The organism is Geodermatophilus sp. SYSU D00766, from assembly GCF_054049915.1.
Genome location: NZ_JBJGYI010000023.1, coordinates 19,418 through 39,946, shown reverse-complemented (window position 1 = coordinate 39,946; position 20,529 = coordinate 19,418). Strand labels below are relative to the sequence as shown.

Below are 20,529 nucleotides of genomic sequence, written 5' to 3'. Positions count from 1 at the left end.
GGTGGTCGTCCCGATGGACGGCGTGAGCCGTCGCCCCGTGCGGAGCGGGCTGGACATCCAACTCCGGGACCCGGTGACCGGTCGGGTGCGCCCCACGCGGGTGGTCAGGAATCTCAGTGGCGCGGTCGCGGTGCTCAACGAGCCGATCGACCAGGACCTGACGTTCCGCATCGAGACCGGTCGCACCTTTTACCGCGGCCCCGTCGTCCTCACGGTCAACCCAGCACGGGACGGGGCCAGTCACGTCGTGGCGCTGGAGCGGCGACCCGACGCGCCGTTCGACGACGTCGCGACGCTCGTGCGCGGGCTGGTCGTGCGGTCGGGTCCCGACGACGCGGACGGCCACCGCCCGGTGGAGCCGGTGGAGGGGGTCAGGATCACCGTTGCCGCACCCCTGCAGCTGCGCCTGTTCCCGGCCACGACCGACGAGAGGGGAGCTTTCGCCCTCGCAGTCGGGCTTCGGCCCCCAGGCCCCGACGAGGTGCAGACGGTCCCGGCGACGCTGCTGTTCGAGGAGGACGGCCAGCCGGCCCGGACGCTCGACGTGGCGCTCCAGCACGGCCGCGTCCACATCTTCGGTGCGCCGGTGGATCTCGACGGTACCGACCCGGTCCGGTTCCACCACGAGCCGGACTTCGGGTCCCCGGTCCCGGAAGAGCCAGACCAATGACGAACGGAAGGAGTGCGGTCGTGAGCGATCCATCGGCAGCGCCCGGCGACGTCCCACCGCCGACGGCCCAGGAGAAGGACATCGACCAGCAGGTGCAGCCGCAAGGTCAGGCCGTCGGGCAACACGCGCCCGACGCGGGGGACGCGACGGGCGTGGAGACCTCGGCCGGAGCTGAATCTGCCGCCGCGGGGAGCGGGTCGGGCGCGGCTGCCGCGGCTGCGGCCGGACCAGCCGCCGGTTCATCGACCGCAGGCGCAGGCGCGGGAACGGGGACCTATTCGACCGGCTCGCCACCAGTGCCCGACGCCGACCCCTTCACCCGAGCCAAGGACGAGCTGCGAGCGAAGAGGGAGAGCGCGCAGAAGCGGGTCGAGGGCGCAGACAAGGAGAAGCAGGAATCCGACATCGAGCTCTCGGACGCGGACAACCGATTCAGCGCGATCGAGGCCGCCGAAAAGGATGTCGAAGCCAATGTCACCGCTTACAAGAGCGCGTACGCCGGCCTCGAGGCCGAAGACGATGCGTATACGGAGTATCTGGAGCGGGAAGAGGACAGTCTGACGCAGTCCCTGGGCACTCCGAGGGTCGCCCGCGTGAATGAACTCGTGACGGCCAGCAAGGAGACCGGGAAGAAGCTCGAGAGCGACGCGGAGACCCTGAGGGAGGAACTCGCGGCGGCGGAGAGAGATCTTGCCAAGCTGAAGGCCGACTCAGATGTCAAGAAGCGCAGCGACGTCCTCAGCGGGTGGAAGAGGCTCACCGCCACCCTGGTCAGCCAGCACGCCGAGCTAAAGAAGCTGCGCGACGAGGTCACCAAGGAACGGCAGGCGGGGCACTACGGGCTGGCCCTCTACCTTCTCGGGTGCGCCAAGGACAAGCGCGAGGAATTCGCCGACACCGGGCCGCACCTCACGCAGCCGGCCAACGTGCCGAACGAGCTCCTGAAGGCGATCAACGCCCTCGCGGACGCCGAGAACGCACTTGCGCGGGCGGAGGCGAAGGTGACGGCGCTCAAGAAGAAGCTCGAGACCGCGACCAAGAAGCGAGACCAGCACAGGGCGAAGGCCGAGACGACCCTTCGCGAGGAGCTGCTGAAGGTGGGGAGCGGCGACGCCGCGACGACAGGAGGCACAGACAATGCCTGAGTACCTCGCTCCCGGCGTCTACGTCGAGGAGATCGAACGGGGGCCCAAGCCCATCGAAGGCGTCGCGACCAGCACGGCCGCGTTCCTCGGGGAGACTCAGCGGGGGCCGGAGATCCCCTGGCTCGTCACCAGCAGCGGCGAGTACCTGCGGTGGTTCGGTGACGTATTCGCCGCCGGCAAGTACATGCCGTACGCCGTGAGGACCTTCTTCGACAACGGCGGACGCCGGTGCTACATCACCCGGGTCGTCGGGGACGGAGCCGCGGCGGCCACCTTCCAGGGCGGTGGCTTCACCGTCGCCGCGCTGGGACCGGGGACCGCTCCGGAGAACACCTGGGTGCGCATCGGGCCCGGGACCACGCTGAACGCCGCCGGTGACCCGGTGGGCTTCCGCCTGCGCCTCGACTACTGGGCCAACCCGGCGGACGTGCCGGAGTCCGAGGACGACATCGACCGTGCGCTGACGCGGCCGTCCATCAGCGAGGACTTCGAGGACCTGAGCCTCGACGCGGCGTCGCCTTCCTACTTCGCCAAGCGGGTCAACAACTTCAATTCCACGCTCGTCCAGATGACGGCCGCCGACGACGCCGCGATCCCCGGGGCGCAGATCTCCGGCCGGCTCGCCGGCGGCAGCGACGGTGGGCCCGTCGGGCCGGACGACTACGAGGTGGAGTCCGAGGACGGCGACCCCCGCAAGCGGAAGGGTCTCAAGGCGCTGGAGCTGGACGCTTTCCGCGAGGTGGCCATCGTCTACGCCCCCGGTGCGGACTATGACGTCGCGCGCAAGGTCATCACGCACTGCGAGCGGAACAGGTTCCGCTTCGCCGTCGTCGACACCCTCCAGGGTGAGCGCAACGCCGTCGGCATCGAGCCGCGCAGCGTGGTGACGGACACCAGGTACGGCGCCTTCTACTACCCGTGGTTCTACATGAGCGACCCCAGCAGCGGCGGCCGCACCCTCGTCCCGCCGGGCGGCGCGGTCTGCGGAATCTACGCCCTGACCGACAACACCCGAGGCGTGTTCAAGGCGCCCGCCAACGAGGTGGTCGCGGGTGCCATCGACCTGGAGTTCGACATCAACCAGGGCACGCAGGAGGTCCTGAACCCCCGCGGGGTCAACGCAATCCGGCGGTTCCCGGGGCGCGGCATCCGGGTGTGGGGCGCCCGCACGATGTCGAGCGACCCGCTGTGGAAGTACGTCAGCGTCCGGCGGCTGTTCATCTTCCTCGAGGCGTCGATCTACAACTCCACCCAGTGGGTGGTCTTCGAGCCGAACGACCCGCGGCTGTGGGCGCGGATCAAGCAGACGGTGACCCTGTTCCTGCGCACCCAGTGGCGCGAGGGTGCGCTGCTGGGCGCCAGGGAGGAGGACGCGTTCTCGGTCGCAGTAGGTCGGGAGACCATGACCGAGGACGACATCCTCAACGGCCGCCTGATCATCGAGGTCGGCATCGCGCCGGTCCGACCGGCGGAGTTCGTGGTGTTCCGGGTCTTCCAGAAGACCCAGGAGTCGAAGTCATGATCCCGACGAACGAGGAGGGGTGACCGATGGCACGCCAAGATCCGCTCCGGCGGTTCAGGTTCCGGCTGGAGATCGACGGGCTCGAGCAGGCGGCCTTCTCCGAGGTCACGATCGGGGACCTCTCCAGCGACCCGATCGACTACCGCGAGGGTGACGAGGCGCAGCTGACGGCCCGCAGGCTCAGCGGTCTCACGAAGTACGGCAACGTCACTCTCAAGTGGGGGGTGACCGATTCGATGGAGCTGGCCGACTGGCACCAGCTCATCGTCGGCGGAGCGACTCTGCTCGAGGACATCCGCAAGACGGTCGTCATCCGGATCCAGAACGAGGCCGGCGAGGACAAGGCGGCCTACGAGGTGACGCGGGCCTGGCCCTGCAAGTACGACCCGACCGACCTCAACGGCACCGGCAACGAGGTCGCCATCGACACCCTCGAGCTGTGCAACGAGGGCATCCGACGGATTCCGTGAAGAAGGGCTGACCCATGTTCGCCACCGAGGTCGACTTCACCCTCCCGAAGGGATACCTCGACTCTGACGGCGTCCTGCACACCCAGGGCGTCATGCGGCTCGCCACGGCGGCCGACGAGATCTTGCCGCTCAAGGACCCCCGCGTGCAGCAGAACCCCGCCTACCTGACCATCATCATCCTCGCCCGGGTGATCACCCGCCTCGGTTCACTCCCCGACGTCAATACCAAGGTGATCGAGGGCCTGTTCGCGAGCGACCTGGACCACCTGCAGCAGCTGTACGAGCGGCTCAACACCGCCGACGAGGCCGCGGCGAGCCAGGAGGCGAATCACCTGGTCGACGGTCAGACGGCGAGGACCTACGCGCTGGGGAAAGCATGACGGCCTATCCCGTGGACCAGCTCTACGAGGAGATGGCCTTCATCGCCTACCACTTCCACTGGCCGCACACGGAACTCATGTCGCTGGAGCATGCGCAGCGCCGGCGATGGTGCGAGGAGATCTCGCAGATCAACCGCCGGCTCAACGGCGGACCGAGCAACCCGTTCGACATCACCTGAGGAGGTGACCGTTGGCTCGACCCGATCCCTACCGCGTCTTCCGCTTCGTCGTGGAGATCGACGGGACGGAGGCAGGCGGGTTCCGCGCCGTCTCCGGCGTCGAACGGCAGACCCAGGTCGAGCCGTACCGGGAAGGTGGCGTCAACGACTTCGAGCACCAGCTCGTCGCCAAGACGACCTACCCCCCGCTCGTCCTCCAGCGGGGTCTGGTCGGCGCGTGTCTGTGGGACTGGCACCAGGAGGTCATCGCCGGCCGGGTCCAGCGCCGGACCGTCTCGATCCTCCTCCTCGACGAGGCCGGCCAAGAAGCGTGGCGCTGGATCTGCGTCGGCGCGTACCCGGTGAAGTGGACCGGCGCGGAGCTGGACGCCCTGTCGGACTCCGTGGCCACCGAGTCGGTCGAGCTGGCCCACCACGGGATCACGAGGCAGCGATGACGTCCAGCCGACTTCCGCCTCGTCCGGCGCCCATGGGCGGACGCCGTGGCGGCGGCTCCGCACGGGAGTCGTGCCGACCGACACGTCGCTCGTCCCGGCATCCCCTACCGCTGTCCCTGGTCTTCCGGCGTCCGGCTCGGACCGCCCCCGCACCGACGGTCCGGTCCGCCGACGGCCGGCCGGTGGAGCTCTCGCTGTACTTCTCCCTGCGCCTGTGGACGGCGGAGCGGCTGACCACGCTCGTCCGGCAGGTCGCGTCGACGCCGGGTCCCGCCCAGGGACCAAATGCACGGCCCCCGGGACGCCGGGAGGCGAGTGCTCTCGCCACATCGCGCACCCGTGCACCGATCACACCTCGCCTCGGGCTGGTCGGGGTCGGGCCGGCGCCCGGGGCACCGGGACGGGGTACCGACACCCACGGTGTCCTCGTCCCGCCGCCACCGCGACGGGACGGCAGTCGCGCGGCGGACGGGCAGCCACGACCGGCGTCGGTTCCTTCCACTACCCGCGCGACGGCCATACCGCCGCCGGCGCGCCTCGTCCAGCGCGGGAGCCCGGTCCGGGCGTCGCTTCGCCGTGCCACGGCAGCGCCCACGGGCACCGCACCGACACAGTCCGCCGGAACCCCCGTCCCCGCGTCCGCCGAGGCGGTCGTCCAGCTCCGGCAGCAGGCTCCGTCCCGGCCAACGGGTGACGCCCCGCGCAGCACGCCGCCGGTGCAGCAGCCGGCACGGACGGAAGGACCGCCTGGCATCCCAGCCGACCGCCCCCGCCAGCTACCACCACAGCGTCGGCCGGGGCTCGCGACGTCTTCCGCCCGTCCCGCAGCGCCGCCCACGATCGCTCCCGCGAGCACCGTCGGCGGGACGGCGGTATCACGGGAGCGGCCGTCCGCGCCGCCGGTCCGGGTCCCTTCGACCCCTGCTCGCACCCCGGGAGGCTCAGGACCTGCTCGGACGAGCACCGCACAGCAGGAGCCGACCTGGAACACAGGGACCGGCGGCGAACGGGCTGCGGCGTCGGGCGCGACCCGTGCCGGCCGATGGGCAGCCGGAACCAGGCCGGACCACCGGGAGTTGCTCCCGTGGCCCGGCCGCCATCACCCGGGAACGCCGCGGCGTCGCACCTGGGCACACGCCACACCGGTGCCGGCCGCCGGTCCCCACCCCGTAACCACCACATCCATCTCGAGGCACATCGCGGCCCGGACCATCGCCCCCCCGTCGACCGTGCAGGCCGCGCGCCGGCGGACCGCTGCTCCGACCGTGCTCGACCTGCCACCACGACCGGCGGCGCGGCAGCCGGCGACTTCGGCGCTCCGCGGACAGCCGGGGGTCGTGCAGGCCCACGCGCCGGCTCCGCTGGTCCACCGGCGCCCCGCCGAGGACCTGACGCCCCCCACCTCAGCGACCACCGCAGCCCCGCCCCCGGCGCCTGTGAGGTCGCTGCCCGTCGACCTAGACCGGATCGACCGGGAGCTGTGGAAGCGGTTCGAGAAGCGGGTGCGCATCGAGCAGCAGCGCCGAGGAAGAGGGTGACCTGGCATGGCACAGGAGCTCGCGAAGGCGATCATCACCCCGCTGGACGGCCAGAACGCCGGGAATCCGATCACCGTCCTGTTCAACCCGACCGAGTACAACGTCGAGTACTCCGCCAACTTCCAGGAGACCGCGCCGCCGGGGCTGTCGAACCCGATCATCCAGTTCGTCAACGGCAACTCCCGGGTCCTAACGATGGACCTGCTCTTCGACACCTTCACCGACGGGGCGAGCGCGGACGTCCTGGAGCTGACCAAGCCCCTCACCGATCTGCTCTCCATCGACGGAGACCTCCACGCCCCACCGCGGGTCGAGTTCCGCTGGGGGGTGTTCGACTTCGTCGCCGTCGTCGAGAAGATCTCCCAGCGGTTGACGATGTTTGCCTCCGACGGGACGCCGGTACGGGCGACGCTCAACGTCACCTTCAAGCAGTACCGGACGGTCGCCCAGCAGCTGTCGGAACCGCGGCGCAACTCGGCCGACAAGACCAAGCGGCGGGTTCTCGAGGCGCACGACAGCATCTGGCTGCTCGCCGCCCGCGAGTACGGCCAACCCCGGTACTGGCGGCTCATCGCCCGGCACAACGACATCGACGACCCCCGGCGCATCCCCCCGGGGCGAGTACTGGTGCTGCCCCCGATCGACGTCGAGCAGCCGAAGGGAGGCAGCGGTGCGACTCGCCCAGCTTGAGCAGGACCACACCCACCAGCGGTTCTACGTCCCGGCATTCACGGTCAAGGTGGGCGGTGAGGACGTCCTGCGCGACCTCTACCTCGCTGTCACCTCGGTCAGCGTCGACCTCAAGGAGAAGACCGCCGGTCGATTCTCCTTCACCGTCGCGGGTGCCTTCGACTGGGACGCCCGCGAGTTCCTGGCCACGCGGCACGAGGAAAGGGTGGACCTGCTCGAACTCTTCGCGTTCGGCCGGACCGTCGAGGTCGCGCTCGGCTACGGCGACCCCCGGGACCTGCGTCCGATGCTCACCGGGCCGGTGACCGAGCTCAGCACCGACTTTTCGGCCGGGTCCTCGCCCGAGCTGTCCGTCAGCGGCAGCGACGGCCTGTACCCCCTCACCGTCGGCAAGAACACCCGCCACTGGGAGAACAAGCCCGACAGCGTGGCCGTGCAGGACGTGGCCCAGGCCGCAGGCCTAAGCACCGACGTCCGTCCCACCAGCCCCAGCAAGGAGCGCATCGACCAGAACAACGAGGCGGACCTCGTCTTCGTGACGAAGCTGGCCGAACGGAACGGGGCGACATTTTACGAGCGCGACGGCAGCCTCTACTTCGGCCCGCGGCGCAACGACACGACGGACGTCGCGGAGCTCACCTGGGGCGCCGGCCTGCTGAGCTTCAGCCCCGAGGCGAACCTGGCGCGGCAGATCGCGGAGGTGAGGGTGCACAGCCGGTCGGAGGCGACGGGCAAGCCGATCGTGGGGCGGGCCCGGCGGGGAGAGGAGTCGGGCCGGGACACGCGGGCCAAGAGCGGCGGCGAGCGGATCGACACCACGCTGGCGCCGAATCCGGTGCTCAACATCCGGGCCGCGGTCCGCACCCAGGAGGAGGCGGACGCGCGAGCCAAGGCGGTGCTCGAGGAGCGGGCCCAGGACTTCGTCACCGGCGGCGGCGAGTGCGTCGGGCTCCCCGGGGTGCTGCCCGACACCAACGTCACGGTGAACGGCCTGGGGCGTGCCTTCAGCAAGACGTACTACGTGTCGGAGGCGACCCACACCATCGACGGCGGCGGATACCACACCACCTTCAAGGTGCAGGAGACGACGGTCTGATGAACACCGCTCTGTGGCAGGTGGCCGGCGAGGCAGACCGGGAGTCGGACGGCTTCATCACGGGGGTGGCCGTCGGCGAGGTGACCGACAACAAGGACCCCGAGAGCCGGGCGCGCGTCCGGGTGCGCCTGCCCTGGCAGCCGGACGGTGCCACGAGCCACTGGGCGCGCGCCGCGATGCCCATGGCCGGCGGCGATCGCGGGACGTACTTCCTCCCCGAGGTCGGCGACGAGGTGCTGGTGGCTGCCGAACAGGGCGACCCGTCACGTCTGTACGTCCTCGGGGTCCTGTGGAACGGGAACCAGAAGCCACCGGCGAACAACGACGACGGCGCCAACAACACACGGGTGATCAAGAGCCGGTCCGGCCACACCATCCGGTTCAACGACGACAGCGCGAAGCCCGAGATCGAAGTGGCGCTCGCGGACGGGAAGCGCATCGCTCTGGACAACGACGGCATCACCGTCGACGACGGGAAGCAGAACGTCATCACGGTGGCGACCTCGTCCGGCGCCATCACGGTCAGCGCCGGCCAGAAGCTCACCCTCAAGGCGGCCACCGTCTCCATCGAGGCCACGACGTCGATGACCGTGAAGTCGTCGGGGAACCTGACGCTGCAGGGGGCGCTCGTACGGATCAACTGAGGACGCCACGTCGCCGGGATACGAGGACAGCCGCCACGAGACGAAAGGAGGAGGCATGGGCCAGCCAGCAGCGCGCGTCGGTGACCTCACCGCGCACGGCACACCGCTCGGCCCCGGGCCGGGCTGCCCGACCGTGCTCGTCGGGAACCGACCGGCGTGGCGTGCCGGGTCGGATCTCCACACGTGCCCGTTGTCCGACGGTCCCAAGCCACACGTCGGGGGCACCGTCGCAGTCGGGAGCACGACCGTCACCATCGGCGGGCTGCCAGCGGCGCGACTGGGTGACCAGGTCCTGGAAGCCGGGCCGCCGAACGCGATCAGCGCCGGTGAACCGACGGTGCAGATCGGCTAGCCATGGTCGACGACGAACTGGGGCGCGAGTTCCTCGGGACGGGCTGGGCCTTCCCGGTGGCGATCGGTGCCGACACGGGACTCCTTGAGCGGGCGTCCTTCGAGGAGGACATCCGGCAGTCCATCGCGATCATCCTGGGCACGGCCAAGGGGGAGCGGGTGATGCGTCCGGACTTCGGATGCGGAATCCACGACCTTGTGTTCGCCGCGATCAGCACGCAGGTGGTCGCCCAGATCGGGACCACGGTGCGCGAGGCCCTGCGTGACCACGAGGCGCGGATCGAGGTGCGACGGGTGGAGGTGGGAACCCGACACCTGGATCTGGGCCGCCTCGACGTCGTCATCGACTACCAGGTCCGGGACACGAACCAGCCAGGGAACGTCGTGTACCCGTTCTACTTCGAGGAATCGGCGAGCCGATGAGCACCTACCGTTCTCGTCTGGAGGCCGGCGTGCACCCGGGCACCGATCCCCGTCGGGCCGCGGAGCTCCGCCGCGTGCTGCGCCGTCTGGCGGGCTCGATCACGCCACGGTGGCGTCCGACCGGAGGGGCCGACGACTTCGGGTCGGCGCTCCTCGCGATCGGCGCCCGCCTCGTCGAAGAGACGACCCGGCGCCTGGACGGAACGGCCAGGCGCGACGCCCTCGCCTTCTTCGAGCTGCTGGGTCTGCCACCGGGCGACCCGCGGCCGGCCAGTGGGGTGCTGGTCATGGCACTCGGGACGCAACACGTGCAGTCGGTCTACGCCCCCGCCCAGACCCGGGTGACCGTCGGCGCCGACGGCGGGTCGGAGGTGACCTTCGAGACGCAGGTCAAGCTCCGCGTGGTTCCCGGCCGGGTGGCCGAGCTGGTCGCCGTCGACCCGGCGACCGACCGGGTGGAGGTGGCGCCCGCTCGGGTCACGTCCGTCGACCCGCCCGCCGCCGCTCCTTCGCACTACCGGGTGGTCACCTTCGCCGCGACCGGCAGCGCCACCGTGCAGCTCAGTCCCTCGACCGGCCTCGACGAGGGTGACGCGCTCCGATTCGGACGGCGCGTCCACCGGGTCCTCTCGGCGGACTCGAATGGACTCGTGACCCTCCGTGATCCGCTGGAGGAGCCGGCGCCGGCCGAGAGCACGGCGACCAGGGCCGCGTCGCTCGAGTCCTTCAGTATGCGGAACGTGCAGCGGCACGCGTTCTATGTCGGGCACAAGGAACTGCTCAACCTGGAGCAGCAGGCCACGGTCGACCTCGACCTCGCACCTGCCGTCCTCGCCCGCGAGCTGCGCGGGCTCGACGTCACGTACTCCCTGTACGGCACCCGCGCGGGGCGGAAGGAGCCGGACTGGCACCCGCTCGACGTCCTCGGCACGAGCGGGTCCCGGCTTCGCCTCGCGAAGGTCTGGTCGGGGCCGGTGGAGGAGGTGGAGGTCCACGGGCACAAGAGCCGCTGGCTGCGCGCGGAGCTTCAGGGAGGCGTCCTCGGCCGTCCGACCGCAACCCGCCGGGCGTCGAGCGTCGGGCTCACCGTCGCGTCGGTGGCCGACGACGCCGCGTCGACCGTCGCGTCCGGGGCGGGCACCACGGGGACGACCGAGGGGAGCCGCACCGTGCTGCACGCGGCCCACAACGGCACCCCGCTGGCGACCACACGACGGTTCTTCCCATTCGGGCCGGAGCCCCTGCGCTTCGACACCTTCGCCCTGGCCGCACCCGAGGCGCTGAGCAAGAAGGGTGCGACGGCCACCTTGGACATCAGGATGGTGGACTCCTCGATCACCCAGCTCGCGGTCGTCCTCTCCCACTCGACCGGTTCGCCCCTGCGTGCCTACGGAGTGGGTGTGAACGGCGACCTCCAGGTGCTCCTCCTCGACGCGACGGGCCCGCTGCGGTGGGCCGAGACGCGAGTGACCGCCGATGACGGCCAGCGCATGCCGCTCGCGGGGAAGCCACCGGTCGCCCTGGAGCGCGCCGAAGGCGGCGACATGGTCGTCGTCGTAGATGCGAACGGGGACCTCTGGAGCGCCACCATAAGGGTGTCCCCAACCCCGCCGGTGGTGACGGTCGAGGGCGCCTGGCACAAACTCGAGCGGCCGGAGGCGGCGCTCGGTGCGCGACCGGGAGCCCAGGGTGGGTCGGGCGTCGCAGACGCGTCGGACCTCGCGATGGTTGCTCCCGCTCCTGCCGGCCTGGCAGGGACCTCGGCGGTCGTGATCGGGCTGCCCAGGGGGATCCCGCACGTGCTGAGGCTCGACCGCAACGGCAAGGCGGTCGGCGGCTGGACCCCGCTAACGCCGCGCGGCCCCGCGCTGTCGTCAGCCGGCCAGCTCACCGCGGTCCAGGGCTCGCACTGGCCCCGGCGGCCCGACCGCCTCGAAGTGCTCGCACTGGACGACCAGGGGACCCCGTGGATCGCCACGATCGGGGACGACCCGACCGAGAAGAGGCTGACGGCCTCCTGGCGGCGCCTGACCGCGCAGAGCGGGCAGCCCGCGCCACCGGCGGCACGACTCGACGTCGTGCCCGCGGCGACCCGCTTCAGTCCGGACGCCGGGCCCGAGCACCTCTGGGTCTGCTATGCGGTCGCCCCGGGCACCGACGGACGGTCGGGGCTGCACGGGATGGACGAGGGCGCGGCGGGTGCGACCGGCTACCCCATCGCGGCCCAGGTCGCGGCGAGGTCTGCGCTGCACGCGAACCCGGCGGTGCGCGGCGTCGGGAACCTGCCCACGACCGTGGGTCGTGGTGAGGCCGACGACGAAGGGATCGTCTGGGAGGGAGGCGACAGGGCTACGCCGATCGTGCTGCCGGCACCGGCCTCCTCGAAGCGGCCGCTGCTGCTGCAGGGCGACGGGGACGCGCCGACCCTCGTGATCCCTGGGTCCGGCGAACGGCTGCTCCGGGCGACGCCCGCGCTGCAGACGGTCGTCTACGAGCTGCACGACATGGTCGAGCTCGAGAGCCAGTGGGTTCCCCACCAGGTCGAGATCACGGCGGACCCCGCCGACCCGGCCGCCTCGACCATGGTCGCCCTCGGCGCCGCCAACCGCCGGATCGTGCAGGGCCAGGTCCGTGTCTACGAGGTCCCCAGAGCTCAGCTCCCGAGTGGGGCCGCGCTCCGGTTCCTCCGACTGCGGAAGGACGAGCACATCGGCACCGTCGAGTCGGCTCTCGACGAGACCCGACTCCGGCTCGCGGACGAGGACACCACGCACACCGCGCCAGAGGGACGCCTTGTCATCGGCACGGCCAGCTACCGCGTCACCGCCGTGTCCGCCGACCGGGTCGCCACGCTGCAGCCGCCGGTCGCGGGCGTGTCGGCGGGTGAGGCGGTCTCGTACCGGGTCGTGGAGAAGGTTGCGGAGGCCGTCGTGACCGCGGCCCACTGGGGAACGCTGGCCAGGCTGGAGACGACGGACCGGCCCGCAGAGCTGACCTTCGAGGACCCGGCTAGCCCGCGGACCCAGCGCGTCACGATCGGCGCCGCGGCCGGTCCGTCGGTATGGGTGAGGCTGGGCGACCCGTGGCAGGTGCAGCCCGCGGCGGCGGGCGCCGCCGGGAGGCAACCGCCGACCTGGACGCAGCCGCCGACCTGGACGCAGACCAACCGCGAGCGCGGCTACCGCAACCCTGAGCTGTCCTGGGAGTACTACGACGGCGACGGCTGGCGTCGCCTCGAGACCGACTTCCGCGACGGCACGGACAACCTCTCCACCGGCGGCACCATCAGCTTCGTCGTCCCGTCCGACCTCACCACGACCGCCGAGATCGGAGGGAAGGACGACTACTGGATCCGGGCCCGGCTGGTGGGGGGCGACTACGGGCGACCGACCTACGTGGTCAGCCAGGAGCCGGGGCAGGGTAACACCACCGAACAGAGGATCGTCGTCGACACCTCGGAGCTCCGCCCCCCGGAGATCCTCGCGATCGAGGCCCGCTTCGCCGGTCTCGGCGAGGTGGCGCCCGAGGTGCTGCTGGTCGAGAACAACGTCGACGTGCTCGACCAGACGCAGGCGGCGTCCGCGGCCTCGGCGAGCTTCGAACTCTTCCAGGGGGCTCGTGCCATCGACGCGGATTCGGCCGAACCGGCGCTCTTCGCCGGCATGACGGGCCCGGTCGGCCGCGGTCCGCTCGTCCTGTTCGTCGACGCGGCCGACCGACCCGGAACCGGGGCGGTCCAGGTGGACCTGCGGACGCCGGACGGCTGGCAGCGGATCCCCGTCGAGGACGCGTCGGCGTCCCTGCGCCGCTCGGGCACGATCAGCCTGTCCTTGGACCACGACCCGGTCGCGGTGCGCCTGTTCGGGCAGGACCGGATCTGGTTTCGGTTCCGCCGCGGGGAGGCCCCGCAGCCCGGCACGGGCGGGAGCGTCACGGACGGCGGTCCGTGGGCGCCGGCCGTCCGCACGTTCCTGCCCAACGCCGTCCCGATCTGTCAGGCCGTGACGATCGGGCACGAGATCCTCGGCTCGAGCCGAGGCGAGCCGGGCACCGTCGTCCATCTCTCGACCGCGCCGGTGCTGCCGGCGAGTGTCGAGATCCGGGTACGGGAGGAGCTCGGCGACGAGGAGCGGGCTCGGCTGGAGGCGGAAGCGCGGACCTCCGCTGCCCGTCGGCGGGGGGCGCAGCCGCCAGTCGTCCTCGCGGGGCAGGACCGCATCCCCGGGACGTGGATCCTCTGGCGGCGGGGGGGGGGGGGGGGGGGGGGGGGGGGGGGGGGGGGGGGGGGGGGGGGGGGGGGGGGGGGGCGGGGCGGGGGGGGGGGCGGGGGGCCGGGGGGGGGCCTGCGCCTGGGCGCCCCCCCCCCCCCCCCCCCCCCCCCCCCCCCCCCCCCGCCCGGGTCTACGTCCTCGAACCGTCCACCGGCCGGGTGACGTTCGGGGACGGTCGAAACGGCCGCCTCCCGCCCGCGGGCCGGGACAACATCCGCTGCTTCGGCTACCAGCAGGGCGGGGGATCGGTCGGCAATCTCCGGGCCTGGTCGCCGACACGGCTGACGACGGCGGTGGCGGGCGTCGAGACCGTCGCGGTGGCGGGCGGGCCCGCGGGGGGGGGCCGCCCGCCGCCCGCCGACAAGGTCTTAGCGACTGCGCCGGCACGGCTACGCCACGCGGGCCGGGCGATGACGCCGGCCGACGTCGAGGCGCTGGCCGTGGCGGCCTCCGGCGACGTCCTTCGCGCGAGGTGTCGGCGCCCGCGCGGTCCCCGGGATCCCGTCCACGTCGCCGTCGCCGTCCGGGACGACTCCTCCCGCTGCCCGCGCCCCACCTCGGTCCAGCTCGAGGCGGTTGCCACCTACATCCGCACGACGGGGTGGGGAGGGCTGGCAGACGAGTCCGTCGAGGTCGACGGGCCGACCTTCGTCCCGCTCGCGGTCCGGGTGGAGCTCGTCGCGCCGCCGGAGCGGTGGGCCGAGGTCGAGGACTCCGCCCGGACGAGCCTCGTGGACTTCTTCGACCCGGTCACCGGCGGTCCCGACCGGTCGGGATGGCCGTTCGGCCGCGTGCCGACGCCCGCCGACCTGCTGCGGGTCCTGAGCCAGGTCGCCGGCCTGGACCGGGTGGCAGTGGCCACCGTCACGCGGGTGGACGGCGACCGGCTCGAGGAGCTGCCCGACGACGGCATGGTCTGCGCGGAGCCCGGACACGTCACCGTCGTGGTGACCGCGGAAGGAGCGTCCTCGTGAGCGAGATCCCCAGCGCGTTCGTCACCCCCCTCGACACGACGGACTTCGACCAGCTCGTCGAGCTCGGACGATCGCTGATCCCCCGGTACGCGCCGGACTGGACGGACCACAACCTCCACGACCCGGGCATGACCGTCCTCGACCTGCTGGCCTGGATCGTCGACCAGCAGGTGTACCGCACCGGCTTCGTCGGCGGCCGGCACCGCCTGACGTTCTCCGCGCTCCTCGGTCAGCGGCCACGGGGGCCCCGGCCCGCCCGCGGGGTGATCTGGCCCCGTCGGCGGCTGCCGGAGGGCCGGCTGGTTCCCGAAGGTGCCGACATCGCCTGCGTCGCGCACCCGACCCTCCGCTTCGTCCTCGCCCGGGCGGTCTACCTCACCTCCCGCGGCCTCGTCCGGGCCCACCTCACCATCGACGGCGCGGACCTGCCCGCGCCCTCCTCGGACCTCGACGGCGTCACGTGGGTCCTCGGGAACGGGGTCCGGCTGGCCGCGACGGCGCTGACGCTCTCGTTCGACGGCCCACTGGGCCGGCCGGGGCAGTCCGCCCCGGTGTCGTTCGGCTTCGACGTCGCGCCGCCGCCCGGACCGGCGCCGTCTGCGGCCGAGCGGCCATGGGGACCGGTGACCTACGAGTACCGGTCGGGCTGCCGCGGACCGTGGACCAGGCTCGCCGTCGAGCACGACGGCACAAGCGGCATGGCTCTCACCGGGCACGTCGTGCTGGAGATCCCGCCCGCGGCGCCGGACCGCGCCGACGGCTCGGAGCTGCGCATGTCCTTCGACCGCGGCTTCTTCCCGGTGCCGCCCCACGTGCGCGCGATCTGCGTCAACGCCCTCCCGATCGTGCAGATCGAGCGGATCGCCCCCGCGCTGTTCGGCGCGTCCGGGACCGGTCAGCCGGACCAGACGGTGGCCCTGGTCACCTCCGACCTGGTCGATCCGCCGTCCCGGCCGAACGGGCCAGCCCTGGAGGTCGAGGTCGGCCGGGAGCGCTGGGAGGAGCGACCGGACCTCTCCCGGTCCGGTCCAGACGACCCCCACTACGCCGTGCGGCCCGACCACATCCAGTTCGGCAACGGACTGAACGGGCGCCGCCCGCCACTGGGGGCTCCGATCGCCCACACCGAGCTGGCGCGCACGGCCGGAGCAGCCGGCGGGCTTCGGCCTGGCCAGTCGTGGACGGTCCCGGCGCTCGAGGCTGCCGGTGTCGCCTACGGCACGAACCGCCACGCGCTCACCGATGGCCGGGACGCCACGCGCGCCGACGAGCTCGTCGCCGCGGCACGACAGGTCGCGACGCGGCACGCGGCACTCCTCACCGACGAGGACCTCACGGCCGCCGCCTACGCGCTGCCGGGCATGGCCGTCGGCCGCGCCGAGGTGATTTCCCGCTTCGACCGCCGTATCCCCGACGTGCCCGCCGACGGCGTCCGGACGCTGGTCGTCGCACCACACCTCGTCCCCACCGGCCCTGGCGGGGAGAGCGCCGGTCCCGCCGTCGTGCCGACGTCGTACCTACGTGCGGTCGCCGAGCGGCTCAGCCGGCGGCGTGCCCTGGGAGAGCGCCTCGTGGTCCAGGGGCCGGTCGTCGTGACGGTCGACCTGTGGCTGACCATCACGACCCAGCCGTGGGCGGTCGGGGACGACGTCCGGGTCGCCGTGGAGACGGCCCTGCGTAACCGTCTCGCGGCGGTCCGGCGCTCCGACGCCGTCGACCCGTGGCCCCTGGGACGTGACCTCACGGTCTCGGAGGTGAGATTGCTGGCCGCGAACGTGCCCGGTGTAGCGGACGTGCCCCGGGTCCGGGTGGCGGTCTCGGGCGGGGAGCCCCAGGACGGGCCCGTGCAGGTGACGTCGGACGGTCTCGTCGTCGCCGGGCGGGTCGACGTCATGGCCAGCGTCGACACCGTCGCCAGCGCGGGCACTGAGCGGCCAGGGCGAGGGTGGGACTGATGCCTGTCGTGGACGAGCACTCCTACCGGTTCCGGCTGGCAGACCACTGGCGGGCGGGCGTCCGACGAGGGCTGGAGCTGCGCGGTGACCGGCTCGTCGTGCCGGACGAGCTGACGGTGCACCCGCTGCGCGGCGCGGCAAGGGCCGACGCCGCGGCGCTGCCGACCGTCGACGCGTGTGGCCAGCTGCTGTGGCTGCGTCCCAGGTCGCGACAGCTGATGCGCCTGCTGCCACGGCACCACGCTGCCTCCGAGCTCGGCCACATCAGCGGCCCGGTGCCGGCGCGGCGCCTCGTGGCGGGTGGGACCCTCCTCTGGGTTCTCGCGGACGGCGGGCTCGACCGCTACGGTGCCGCCAGCCTGCAGCGGCTGACCCCGCCTTGGCCACGGAGCGGCTGGCGGCTCTCCGACGTGATCGGCGACGGCGGAGACGGCGTCTGGGTGACCGAGGCCAGTGCCTCGCGCCGGTGGCGGCTGCGCCATCTCGACTGCTGGGGCCGTACCTGCGGCGAGCCCGTGCCGATTGACGGGCCCGACGGCGACGAGCTGTCGGTCATCCGCGTCGAAGGGTCCGGCCTCGTCGTGATGGACCCCGCCACGTCGACCACCCTGTTCATCGTGGACCCCGCGCCGGGGAGCGACCGATACCCGGCCGGTGCGCCGCGGCCGGTCAGGTCCGTCCCGGTCGACCCCCTCCATGGGGGCGGCCGCACGCTGCTCGCCGCCGGCCCGGGGGAGCGAGTCCACCTGCTGACGGTGCCCGACGGCGTACCGGGCCGTGGGCAGGCCACCTACCGGGCGATCGACCTCGCGAGCGGGGATGTCGAGCAGCACCAGAGCCTGAACGTCCCCCGCGTGCTGGGGCGCCCGACCTCGCTCCTCGCGTCAGCACCGCACCTCGTCCTCGCCTGCGCGCGCGGTCTCGCCACGATCGCGCCCACGCAGACGGCGCGGGAGCCCTCCGGGGCCACCTTCATCACCCCGGGACTGGTGTCCCCGGCCGGACCGCGCGCTGGGTGGAACCGAGCGGACGTGGACGCGCTGCTGCCGGCGGGAACGACCATGGAGCTGAGCTGGGCAGCGACCGACGACGCGTGGCTCGCCGACCGCGCCGCGCAGCTCCTGGCAGGACCCTCCACGCCTGCCCGCGTCGAGCAGCTGGAATCGCTGCTGGAGTGGCATGGGGAGGGCGTGACGTATCGCGGCGACCGCGACCAGGAGGAACGGCTGGCTGCCCTCCTCCACCAGGTCGAGGAGTCGACGTTGTGGCTCCGGGTCCGCCTGCACGTCGCGGCCGGCGGCACGGCGGCCGAGCTCAGAGGCCTCGCGGTGCGCTACCCGGACCGCTCGTACCTGGACGACCTGCCGGCCATCTACCGGGAGAACCCGCGCGCCGCCGAGGACCTGGCCCAGATCCTCGGGCCCTACGAGGTGCTGCTCGACGGCATCGACGAGACGCTGGAGAGGCTCCCGACCAGGTCCGATCCGGGGACGGCGGACGACGACTGGACCGACTACCTGCTCGGCTGGCTGGGGTTCCCCCCGCTGGCCGAGCTGTCCGCACCGGTGCGCCGGAGCGTGCTCGAGCGCGCCGCCGAGCTCCTCGACCTCCGCGGCACACAGGAGGGTCTCGAGCGCCTGCTGCACCTGGTGACCGGACGCCCGGCCGGCGTGACCGACTCGTCCCAGCAGCCGGCCGGGTGGTTCCTCGGAGGGGACGACGTGCCGGTGGTCGGGGCGGAGCCGACGCGACTGGGCGTGGACACCGTCGTCCTGCGCCGGCTGCCACGACCAGCGCGCGCGGGGGCCTTGGTGCTCGGCGACGCCCGGCTCGGCGACGCCTGCGCGGACTTGCCGTCGATGCTGGCCCAGCGCGCGAGGACCGTGACGGTCACGCTCGACGTCGACCTCGGCGGCCGCCAGGCGCTGGAGCCGGTGGTCGAGCGGCTGCTGGATGCGTTCGTCCCGGCGCATTGCCGGGTTCGGCTGGTCTGGAGCGGTCGGAGCGGTGACCGCACCCGCCGACTCGACGTCGATCTCCGCCTCGCACCCGAGGCGGGCGCCGGCGAGGTCGTCCACGCCGACTCCCGGCTCCATGGCGACGCCGACTGGCGGCTGGGGGTGACGACGCGGATCGGGAACTGGTCGCTCCCCGACCCCGGTCTGCACGCCGCCGTGCTGGACCACCGTGCCCGCCTGGGCACCGGATCCCGATTGCAGTAACGCTGAAGGAGCCACCATGGAGACGAAGAGCGGACCCGAGCGGGGCGCCTGGTCCCGTCGGCCCAGCTACACGCAGCGCCAGATGCTGACGGCCGAGCTGCTCAACGCGGGGCTCGATGACGAGCTCAAGAGGCAGCGGCTGCTCAACCGCGCCGTCCATGGCTTCGGCGTGGTCCTGGGGCTCGGGGTGTCCGCGGACGCCGAGGGCCGGCTCGACCTGCAGCGGGGCTGCCTGGAGCTCACCCCCGGCCTCGCGCTCGACCGGCGCGGCCGCATGCTGTTGTGGGAGGGCGGACGGCTCGGGATCGGTGACCTCGTCGGCCCCGCCCCGGAACGGGCCGGCCGGTACACGCTCCGCGCGCACTTCTCCGCCCGCCCGCCGCTCGTCGACGACTGCGGCACGTACTCCGGTGACCGGGCCCACTGGTCGGAGGAGGGCGTCGTCTTCTCGCTCCGCTGGGACCGCAACGAGGTCGACCGGGGGTGCCCCAGCCACGCCGACGGCGCCTGCCTCACCCATGAGCAGTACCTGGTGCGGCGCACCGGTGGGCTGCTCGGTGGCGAGGGCACCGGCGTCGACCCCAGCGGTGACGTCGACTGGCTCCTCAAGCCGCCCGGCGAGTCCCGCCCGACCGGCCACGACGGGTGGACCTACGACCCCGACCCCCAGGCATGCGTCCCGCTCGCCTGCATCCAGATCTGCGATCTCGCAGAGCACCGCAGCGGTCCGGACGACGCAGAGGCGGCGCAGGACGCCGGACCGGTCACGAACGGGCCCTCGGACGGCGTGGTGGAGGAGCAACCGCCGCACGGCCTGGGCCCGCGACCGCCGGATGAGCCCCACTGCGAGCCGCGGTACGGGCTCTGCCCGTCGTCCCCGGTGGAGGTACCCGGCATCCGCCCGCTGGTATACCGCAACCCGCTGCTCTACGAGCTGGTGAACTGCTGCGACGCCGACACCGCCCGGGTGGAGACCATCTCGTGGCAGGCATGGATCGACAGGGGCTGGCCCTCCCGGGTGCCCTGGGAAGCCTTCGCCCGGCAGTTGGAGCCCACCTCCGAGGGCTTCGAGATCTGGTTCACCAGGCGGCTCGACCCACTCAGCCTGCACGAGGCCGGCATCTTCATGACGGCCTGGTACCAGGACGACGACGCGAGCTGGCGCAGCTACCGGGTCCCGCTCAGGAAGATCGAACCGTTGACGCGCGACGGTCACGTTCGAGGCGCCCGCCTCGTCCCGGACGAGGAGTGGTTGAACGCGGAGGTCCGGGGGCGGCGATCGAACCTCTTCGGCGGCTCCAGGTTCGAGGTCACGATCCGGGGACAGCTCGTCCGCGACACGTGTGGCCGGATGCTCGACGCCCGCCCAGTCGGCCTCGACTGCGGGGTCCGTTGCCAGGCCAGGCCGGGCGCGGAGCTCATCTCGGCGTTTCAGGTCGCGCCGCACCCGCGCTACGGGTCGGCGGCTCGAAGCCACGAGGGGTCGGGCGAGGGCTCGGACGCGGGCGAAGGCTTCCACGGACCGGGCGGCAGCGGACAGGAGGGGCGATGAGCGCCGACGA

Annotated in this window: 17 protein-coding genes; all 17 read left to right on the top strand. The window is 72.5% G+C overall.

Going from position 1 to position 20,529, the window contains the following annotated elements; translation table 11 throughout:
• Window positions 1–13 precede the first annotated feature (13 nt).
• Window positions 14–670 (top strand): hypothetical protein, encoded by a 657-nt coding sequence (locus ACI8AD_RS16470; RefSeq protein ID WP_456871598.1) that lies wholly within the window; start codon window positions 14–16, stop codon window positions 668–670.
• A gap of 20 nt (window positions 671–690) precedes the next feature.
• Entirely contained in the window at window positions 691–1,815 is a 1,125-nt protein-coding gene (locus tag ACI8AD_RS16465; RefSeq protein ID WP_456871597.1) for a hypothetical protein, read from the top strand.
• On the top strand, window positions 1,808–3,337 hold the full coding sequence (locus ACI8AD_RS16460) for a phage tail sheath family protein (protein ID WP_456871596.1): 1,530 nt from the start codon (window positions 1,808–1,810) through the stop codon (window positions 3,335–3,337). Before ACI8AD_RS16465 ends, ACI8AD_RS16460 begins: the two co-directional genes overlap by 8 nt.
• A 26-nt stretch (window positions 3,338–3,363) precedes the next feature.
• Window positions 3,364–3,807, top strand: a complete 444-nt coding sequence (locus ACI8AD_RS16455) for a phage tail protein (RefSeq protein WP_456871595.1) — start codon at window positions 3,364–3,366, stop codon at window positions 3,805–3,807.
• A gap of 14 nt (window positions 3,808–3,821) precedes the next feature.
• On the top strand, window positions 3,822–4,187 hold the full coding sequence (locus ACI8AD_RS16450) for a hypothetical protein (protein WP_456871594.1): 366 nt from the start codon (window positions 3,822–3,824) through the stop codon (window positions 4,185–4,187).
• Complete coding sequence (locus ACI8AD_RS16445) at window positions 4,184–4,366, top strand: DUF6760 family protein (protein WP_456871593.1); 183 nt, start codon at window positions 4,184–4,186, stop codon at window positions 4,364–4,366. The genes ACI8AD_RS16450 and ACI8AD_RS16445 overlap by 4 nt, the downstream gene beginning before the upstream one ends.
• A gap of 11 nt (window positions 4,367–4,377) precedes the next feature.
• A complete protein-coding gene (locus tag ACI8AD_RS16440) occupies window positions 4,378–4,803 on the top strand; it encodes a phage tail protein (protein WP_456871592.1) in 426 nt (141 codons plus the stop codon).
• Between the two features lie 1,544 nt (window positions 4,804–6,347).
• The gene (locus ACI8AD_RS16435) at window positions 6,348–7,031 is read left to right on the top strand and encodes a CIS tube protein (protein ID WP_456871591.1); all 684 of its coding nucleotides are present in this window, start codon (window positions 6,348–6,350) and stop codon (window positions 7,029–7,031) included.
• Window positions 7,012–8,127, top strand: a complete 1,116-nt coding sequence (locus ACI8AD_RS16430) for a phage late control D family protein (protein WP_456871590.1) — start codon at window positions 7,012–7,014, stop codon at window positions 8,125–8,127. The genes ACI8AD_RS16435 and ACI8AD_RS16430 overlap by 20 nt, the downstream gene beginning before the upstream one ends.
• Window positions 8,127–8,771: a phage baseplate assembly protein V gene (locus ACI8AD_RS16425; protein ID WP_456871589.1), complete on the top strand. Its 645-nt coding sequence runs from the start codon at window positions 8,127–8,129 to the stop codon at window positions 8,769–8,771. Before ACI8AD_RS16430 ends, ACI8AD_RS16425 begins: the two co-directional genes overlap by 1 nt.
• Window positions 8,772–8,826: 55 nt before the next feature.
• On the top strand, window positions 8,827–9,123 hold the full coding sequence (locus tag ACI8AD_RS16420; RefSeq protein WP_456871588.1) for a PAAR domain-containing protein: 297 nt from the start codon (window positions 8,827–8,829) through the stop codon (window positions 9,121–9,123).
• Window positions 9,124–9,125: 2 nt separating this feature from the next.
• Window positions 9,126–9,545, top strand: a complete 420-nt coding sequence (locus ACI8AD_RS16415; protein WP_456871587.1) for a GPW/gp25 family protein — start codon at window positions 9,126–9,128, stop codon at window positions 9,543–9,545.
• A gap of 371 nt (window positions 9,546–9,916) precedes the next feature.
• Window positions 9,917–13,978: a hypothetical protein gene (locus tag ACI8AD_RS16410; RefSeq protein WP_456871586.1), complete on the top strand. Its 4,062-nt coding sequence runs from the start codon at window positions 9,917–9,919 to the stop codon at window positions 13,976–13,978.
• A 248-nt stretch (window positions 13,979–14,226) separates the two neighbouring features.
• Window positions 14,227–14,790 (top strand): hypothetical protein, encoded by a 564-nt coding sequence (locus ACI8AD_RS16405; protein WP_456871585.1) that lies wholly within the window; start codon window positions 14,227–14,229, stop codon window positions 14,788–14,790.
• The gene (locus ACI8AD_RS16400; protein WP_456871584.1) at window positions 14,787–16,745 is read left to right on the top strand and encodes a hypothetical protein; all 1,959 of its coding nucleotides are present in this window, start codon (window positions 14,787–14,789) and stop codon (window positions 16,743–16,745) included. Before ACI8AD_RS16405 ends, ACI8AD_RS16400 begins: the two co-directional genes overlap by 4 nt.
• Window positions 16,745–18,967, top strand: a complete 2,223-nt coding sequence (locus tag ACI8AD_RS16395; protein WP_456871583.1) for a hypothetical protein — start codon at window positions 16,745–16,747, stop codon at window positions 18,965–18,967. Before ACI8AD_RS16400 ends, ACI8AD_RS16395 begins: the two co-directional genes overlap by 1 nt.
• Window positions 18,933–20,519 (top strand): hypothetical protein, encoded by a 1,587-nt coding sequence (locus ACI8AD_RS16390; protein ID WP_456871582.1) that lies wholly within the window; start codon window positions 18,933–18,935, stop codon window positions 20,517–20,519. Before ACI8AD_RS16395 ends, ACI8AD_RS16390 begins: the two co-directional genes overlap by 35 nt.
• Window positions 20,520–20,529 lie beyond the last annotated feature (10 nt).